Source organism: Curvivirga aplysinae, from assembly GCF_009711445.1.
In the GTDB taxonomy this organism is placed as follows: Bacteria; Pseudomonadota; Alphaproteobacteria; order UBA8366; family Aestuariispiraceae; genus Curvivirga; species Curvivirga aplysinae.
Genome location: NZ_SMMC01000180.1, coordinates 24,400 through 30,970 on the forward strand (window position 1 = coordinate 24,400; position 6,571 = coordinate 30,970).

General features: G+C 42.5%; 6 protein-coding genes and 1 pseudogene. 5 read left to right on the forward strand and 2 right to left on the reverse strand.

Going from position 1 to position 6,571, the window contains the following annotated elements; translation table 11 throughout:
• Positions 1-109: 109 nt before the first annotated feature.
• The 4 genes and pseudogenes from E1160_RS09455 to ilvN all read left to right on the forward strand — a co-directional run bounded on the left by E1160_RS09455 (position 110) and on the right by ilvN (position 4,152).
• Positions 110-577 (forward strand): YtoQ family protein, encoded by a 468-nt coding sequence (locus E1160_RS09455; RefSeq protein ID WP_155154907.1) that lies wholly within the window; start codon positions 110-112, stop codon positions 575-577.
• Between the two features lie 29 nt (positions 578-606).
• Complete coding sequence (gene miaA, locus E1160_RS09460; RefSeq protein WP_155154908.1) at positions 607-1,548, forward strand: tRNA (adenosine(37)-N6)-dimethylallyltransferase MiaA; 942 nt, start codon at positions 607-609, stop codon at positions 1,546-1,548.
• 209 nt (positions 1,549-1,757) lie between these two features.
• Positions 1,758-3,519: pseudogene (locus tag E1160_RS09465) on the forward strand (acetolactate synthase 3 large subunit).
• A 117-nt stretch (positions 3,520-3,636) separates the two neighbouring features.
• A complete protein-coding gene (ilvN, locus tag E1160_RS09470) occupies positions 3,637-4,152 on the forward strand; it encodes an acetolactate synthase small subunit (RefSeq protein WP_155154914.1) in 516 nt (171 codons plus the stop codon).
• 65 nt (positions 4,153-4,217) lie between these two features.
• Here ilvN and E1160_RS09475 read toward each other — a convergent pair whose 3' ends face one another.
• Both E1160_RS09475 and E1160_RS09480 read right to left on the reverse strand, forming a co-directional pair.
• Positions 4,218-4,565: a PilZ domain-containing protein gene (locus E1160_RS09475; RefSeq protein ID WP_155154909.1), complete on the reverse strand. Its 348-nt coding sequence runs from the start codon at positions 4,563-4,565 to the stop codon at positions 4,218-4,220.
• A gap of 124 nt (positions 4,566-4,689) precedes the next feature.
• Positions 4,690-5,232: a hypothetical protein gene (locus E1160_RS09480; protein WP_155154910.1), complete on the reverse strand. Its 543-nt coding sequence runs from the start codon at positions 5,230-5,232 to the stop codon at positions 4,690-4,692.
• A gap of 236 nt (positions 5,233-5,468) precedes the next feature.
• Between E1160_RS09480 and ilvC the strand changes: the two genes are divergently transcribed.
• Entirely contained in the window at positions 5,469-6,488 is a 1,020-nt protein-coding gene (gene ilvC, locus E1160_RS09485) for a ketol-acid reductoisomerase (RefSeq protein WP_155154911.1), read from the forward strand.
• Positions 6,489-6,571: the final 83 nt, after the last annotated feature.

The following is a 6,571-nucleotide window of genomic DNA, read 5'->3' on the forward strand; positions in this document are numbered from 1 at the left end:
CAAGGCTTTAGCTGGCAACAAATGATCCTTATCTCATTGCAGTCTATGTAAAGACGGACTAGATTGCGGCTAAAGATAACAAGTAACAAAATTATGTCGGGAAAGAATAATGTCTCAAAAAATCTGGTCTATTTATCTATCTGGTGAAATCCATTCTGATTGGCGGGAACGTCTGATTGATGGTTCTGCAAAGGAAGGTTTACCTGTTGAATTTGTATCGCCTGTAACCGTGCATGATGACAGTGACGATTGTGGTGTGGCTATTTTAGGCGAAGCCCCAAATGATTTCTGGAAAGATCAAATGGGCACTCGTGTGAATGCCATCCGTACACGCAACTTGATCCAGAAATGTGATATGGGGGTTGTTCGCTTTGGTGATAAATATAAGCAATGGAATGCCGCATTTGATGCAGGCTATTTAGCTGCCCTTGGCAAGCCATATGTAACTCTGCACAGTCCAGATATTAATCATCCCCTAAAAGAGGTTGATGGTGCAGCAAATGCAGTTGCAGAAACCCCGGAACAAGTTGTAAAAATCCTAAAATATGTGATTACGGGCGAACTTGATCGCGGTTAAGCATTCTATTGTAAGAGGCAAAAAATCATATGGCGGATATTCTGATCCTTGTTGGGCCAACTGCATCCGGTAAATCTTCCTTGGCGATGGCAATTGCCAAAGAGTTTTCTGGCGATGTCATTAATGCTGACTCAATGCAGGTATATAAGGACTTACGAGTTTTATCCGCCCGTCCCTCTGAAGCAGATGAGGCAGAGGTGCCACATAAGCTTTACGGTGTGTTAGATGCGGATGAAACTTGTTCCGCGGCAAGATGGCGAGATATGGCGGTTGAGGCGATCGAAGAAACGCTGGCCGTAGGACGACTTCCCATCGTCTGTGGTGGGACGGGATTATATATCCAAGCGCTTACTGATGGCCTGAACCAAGTGCCGCCCGTAGACGAAGATACCCGACAAGAAGTGCGTGATCTTCAAGCCCAAGATGTCGCGGCTCTCCATGCTGCACTTAAGGAAGCCGATCCAGATATCGCAGCACAGTTAAATGCCACAGATTCACAACGTATGGCCCGTGCCTTGGAAGTTATTCGATCCACGGGTAAATCCCTATTATGGTGGCAAGCCCAAGCGCCTATATCCACGCCACCTGAAGGATGGACTTTCCATATATTGGCGTTGATCCCGCCGCGTGAGGTTTTATATGACCGATGTAACCGACGTTTTGATTTGATGTTGGAAGAAGGAGCATTGGAAGAGATTACCGAATTGGAAAAAAGAAATCTTCCTGATACTCTGCCTTGTATGCGAGCGTTGGGCGTGCCAGAATTGATTGCCTATACACGTGGTGAGATGAGTATAGAAGACGCAGCAGAAAAGACTCGTATGTTTACCCGCCGCTATGCGAAAAGACAAAACACTTGGATCAAAAATCAGATTATTTCAAAAAAATATATTAATGCGCAATATTCGGAAAAATTACACCCTGAAATTTTTTCATTTATTCGAAAAACGGTCTTGACCGACCCCGAATAGGATCATAATCTGCGCCTCTATTTTGCAGTTGCGAGATTTCGGTTTCAAAATTGTAAAACCTGAGGGTTTATCTCTCTCCCCTACGACCAAAAATAGCCAGATTGGGTTTTAACCCAAGGGGTATTTTTGTCCGAATTAGAGAGTGTTTTTATTAAAATTCCCGTCACATTTCATTTTAGACGGACAGAATAAGAGGTTGAAAAAAGGACATGAGCACAAATGCCATGAGTGGAGCCCAAATCGTCATCCAAGCCTTGAAGGATCAAGGCGTGGAAGTCGTCTTCGGATATCCAGGTGGTGCCGTGCTGCCAATTTATGACGCCCTGTTCCAACAGAACAATATTCGTCACGTATTGGTACGCCATGAACAAGGTGCTGTTCATGCGGCAGAAGGTTACGCCCGTTCTACAGGGAAACCTGGTGTCGTCCTCGTGACCTCCGGTCCTGGTGCAACAAACGCAGTTACGGGTTTGACCGATGCGTTGTTGGACTCTATTCCGATTATCTGTTTGTCCGGTCAGGTGCCAACACAATTGATTGGTAATGATGCGTTTCAGGAATGTGACACAACAGGGATTACCCGTCCTTGTACAAAACATAACTATTTGGTGAAACGTGTTGAAAAACTTGCCCCGACTTTGCATGAGGCATTTTATATCGCAACCCATGGTCGCCCGGGTCCGGTTGTGATCGATATCCCGAAAGATGTGCAGTTTGCAGAAACTGAATATAACGGTCAGGTATCTGCGGAACACAAAACCTATAAGCCAAAAGTGAAGACTGATATCGAAGATATCGAAGAAGCAGTTGATTTGCTTTTGAATGCGAAAAAGCCGATTATCTATGCGGGTGGCGGTGTTATTAATGCAGGACCTGCGGCTTCTCAGTTACTTACTGAATTCACTGAAATGACTAATATTCCGATCACATTGACCTTGATGGGACTTGGTGCGTTTCCTGCGAATAAGCCACAATTCCTTGGTATGTTGGGGATGCATGGGACCTATGAAGCAAACTGGACTATGCATGATTGTGATGTGATGTTGTGTATTGGTGCGCGTTTTGATGACCGTATCACGGGGCGTGTTGATGCATTTTCACCGAACTCCACAAAGATTCATATCGATATTGATCGCAGTTCTATCAATAAAAAACGTTCAGGTTGATTTACCAATCGTTGGCGATGCAGGTCATGCCCTTGAAAGTTTGATCAAAGTTTGGAAATCCAAGCAGAAGAAAGTTGATCAATCTGCGTTGGATGCTTGGTGGAAGCAGATCGATACATGGCGTGCCAAGAAATGTTTGTCTTACAACCAGTCTGATGATGTGATTAAGCCACAATATGCGATTGAACGTCTTTATGAGTTATCTAAAGACAAAGATCCATTGATCACAACCGAGGTTGGCCAGCATCAAATGTGGGCCGCTCAACATTTCCATTTCCAACAACCAAATCGTTGGATGACTTCTGGTGGTTTGGGCACAATGGGTTACGGTTTGCCAGCGGCTGTAGGCACACAAATGGGGAATCCGGGGCGCTTGGTAGTTGATATTTCTGGTGAAGCTTCTTTCTTGATGAATATGCAGGAAATGGGCACTGCGACCCAATATCGTCTGCCTGTAAAGGTATTCATCTTGAATAACCGTTATATGGGGATGGTACGTCAATGGCAGGAATTACTGCATGGCAGTCGTTATTCAGAATCCTATTCTGAAGCTTTACCAGATTTTGCTGGTTTGGCTGAGGCCTTTGGTTGGAAAGGTATTCGTACCAATGATCCAAATGATCTGGATGCAACCATTCAGGAAATGATTGACTATGACGGTCCGGTTCTTTGTGAGATCGGTGTATGTGATCAGGAAAACTGTTATCCGATGATCCCATCAGGTGCAGCGCATAACGATATGTTGTTAGGGCCTGTGGCAGAAGGTGAAGAGGCAATTGGCGACGCGGGTAAAATTTTGGTCTAAGGCTTTGGCTTCAAAGATCAAATTTATCCAGTTACAGAAAAGTTAGATTAAGGAATTAAAAAAATGGCTATGGTTGATAAACGTAAAAACCAACCGGGTTCCGCCTATGATATTGTAATGACCCGCGAAGCAAAGCACCGCCACACATTTGCGGTGATCGTGGATAACGAACCGGGTGTGCTTGCCCGGGTGATCGGTCTGTTTTCCGGTCGAGGATATAATATTGAAAGCTTGACCGTATCTTCTGTGAATGAAGAAGGGACGATTTCTCGTATCAATATTTCTACTAGCGGTACAGCGATGGTGATTGAGCAAATTAAAGCCCAATTAGATCGTTTGGTTCCAATTCATGAGGTGCATGATTTGACCGTTGAAGGTCCGCATGTGGAAAAAGAATTGGCCTTGGTAAAGGTGAAGGCGTCTGAACATAATCGTCGTGAATCTTTGCGTATTGCTGATATCTATAACGCGCGTGTTGCTGATACTACATTGGAAAGTTTTGTTTTTTTGATTGATGGTGATACTGAAAAGGTAAATAGCTTTATCGAATTGATGCGCGCTTTAGGTGATGTAGAAATTTCGCGCTCCGGTGTGGTTTCCATCAGTCGGGGATCTAAGGTGATAGAACTTTAAGAACAAGCAAATGCAAAAATGAATAGAGCCGCTCAAATTTGAGCGGCTTTTTTCTTGAATTTATTTTATTCCGCCGCCACTTGATATTGATGGGACTTGATGAAATAGGCCAAATCTTTGGTTTCGCGATGTGTTAATTCAAAGAATTCGAAACCCGCTTTGTCCTGTCTATGCCAAATTAACTTTGCCCGGCAGGAAACCATCATCTCTCTATTTGCGAGAAAAAAGGTGAAGTCCACATTCATTACTTGATCAATTGTTTCTGGGCGCAACTTTCCTTCAATAGCAAAACCTGAATGGGACAAATCCATAAGGTAATATTGCTTCTTGTTGAGAAAAACCTTCGTGCCATCTAAATAGATACGCACGTCATAGCGTTTCTCATTCTTAAACAAGTTATTTAAAAACAACATGATTGAGAAGTTTTCGCCTGTGTTACAATTATGTGAAATTTCTTATGGAAACAGTTGTTAGCCGATGTTCGTTTCGGCGTAAATAAAATTCGACATGGAATTTAGATGTATTTTTAAATATCTTTCAACTATTTAGTGCAGCATGAATAATTCGATACATACTTTGACGATAATCTTCACGATCTTCACATTTTAAAAGCAAACCCTTAGAGGACATCATCAGAAGAAAAGTTGTATCCTCAGCCTCTTTTTTTGATGAGCATAAATTCTGATGAAATAGAAAGTCACTTATAGATTCTTCAAAATGTGATACATGACGTTCGTTGTTTTTGTTCGTTAATCTTAATCCACGTTCAATGATGTCCCGACCATAGTTCGCCTGATGCAAATGATAGGCATCTCGACCCGCCCATTGCATAAAAGCAGTTAAAAGACAGTCCGTTGGTGAAATGCCTTCTGTATGTAGAGCTTGTTCTGCTTTATATGTGTTTTCTGCAATATAGAGGCGCATTGCCCAATTAAAGGCTTCTTCGTTACTCTCAAACTCTTTGCGGAGACGATCTTTGCAAATTGTTGTTTCTTGCCCAAGGTCCGCTTTTAAAGCGGCCTCATATCCCCTATTTACAAAGAATGTAAGAATCTTTATGTGCTCTGGCATATCAGTCATATTATTAAAATGACTTGTTATTCGGCATTTGAAAAGAAATTTTATTTCTAATTTTATCAAAAAAAATCGATAAAATTGCTTTGTCCTGCGTGGAAAAGGCATTTTTCTATATTTTTTAGGAATCTTGGTTGCATCTATCGCGCGTGGGATATAGAACAGGCGCGGTTTTACTAATTTAAAGCTTCTTCTTATTCAAAAGAGGCGTGTTTCTTAACTTTACAAAGGGAAGTCGGATCATGCGCGTATATTATGACCGTGACGCAGACGTTAACTTGATCAAAGGCAAAAACGTTTTGATCGTAGGCTATGGTAGCCAAGGCCATGCACATGCAATGAACTTGCGTGACAGTGGTGTTGAAAATGTACGTATTGGTTTGCGTGCAGATTCTTCTACTCGTACAAAGGCAGAAGCTTCTGGTTTCACATGCATGACAGCTGCTGAAGGTGCTGCATGGGCAGACGTTGTAATGATGTTGACACCTGATGAACTTCAAGGCGACATCTATGCAGATGATTTGCATGCAAATATGAAAGAAGGCGCTGCTTTGATGTTTGCTCATGGTTTAAACGTTCACTTCAACTTGATTGAGCCACGTGCTGATTTGGATGTATTCATGGTTGCGCCTAAAGGCCCAGGCCACACAGTGCGTTCTGAATATTTAAAAGGTGGTGGTGTTCCAACATTGGTTGCGATCGCACAAGACAAAACAGGTAACGCAATGGACTTGGCGTTGTCCTATGCTTCTGCAAATGGTGGCGGTCGCGCTGGTATCATCGAAACAACATTCAAAGAAGAATGTGAAACTGATTTGTTTGGTGAACAAGTAGTTCTTTGCGGTGGTTTGGTTGAGTTGATCCGAGCTGGTTACGAAACATTGGTTGAAGCGGGTTATGCACCTGAAATGGCTTATTTCGAATGCTTGCATGAAACAAAACTTATCGTAGACTTGATCTACGAAGGTGGTATTGCAAATATGAACTACTCCATCTCCAACACAGCGGAATATGGTGAATATGTAACTGGTCCACGTATCATCACAGCTGAAACAAAAGCAGAGATGAAGCGTGTGTTGGAAGATATCCAAACAGGTAAGTTCACACGTGACTTCATGTTGGAAAACAAAGTTAACCAAGCATCCTTTAAAGCGACACGCCGCTTGAACGACGCACATCCAATTGAAGAAGTTGGTGACCGTTTACGTGCGATGATGCCTTGGATCAGCGAAAATAAAAAAGTGGATAAGGCTGTAAACTAATCCATTCAATTCGCTGAAAGATCTGAAAAGCCCTGCAGAATTTTTGCAGGGCTTTTTTTATTGTTTAGAAAATTTATATTGTA

What these genes read in the sequence shown, in the direction of transcription:
- E1160_RS09455 (WP_155154907.1), top strand. Translation starts at nt 110, where the DNA reads ATGTCTCAAAAAATCTGGTCTATTTATCTATCTGGTGAAATCCATTCT.
- miaA (WP_155154908.1), top strand. Translation starts at nt 607, where the DNA reads ATGGCGGATATTCTGATCCTTGTTGGGCCAACTGCATCCGGTAAATCT.
- ilvN (WP_155154914.1), top strand. Translation starts at nt 3,637, where the DNA reads ATGACCCGCGAAGCAAAGCACCGCCACACATTTGCGGTGATCGTGGAT.
- E1160_RS09475 (WP_155154909.1), bottom strand. Translation starts at nt 4,565, where the DNA reads ATGTTGTTTTTAAATAACTTGTTTAAGAATGAGAAACGCTATGACGTG.
- E1160_RS09480 (WP_155154910.1), bottom strand. Translation starts at nt 5,232, where the DNA reads ATGACTGATATGCCAGAGCACATAAAGATTCTTACATTCTTTGTAAAT.
- ilvC (WP_155154911.1), top strand. Translation starts at nt 5,469, where the DNA reads ATGCGCGTATATTATGACCGTGACGCAGACGTTAACTTGATCAAAGGC.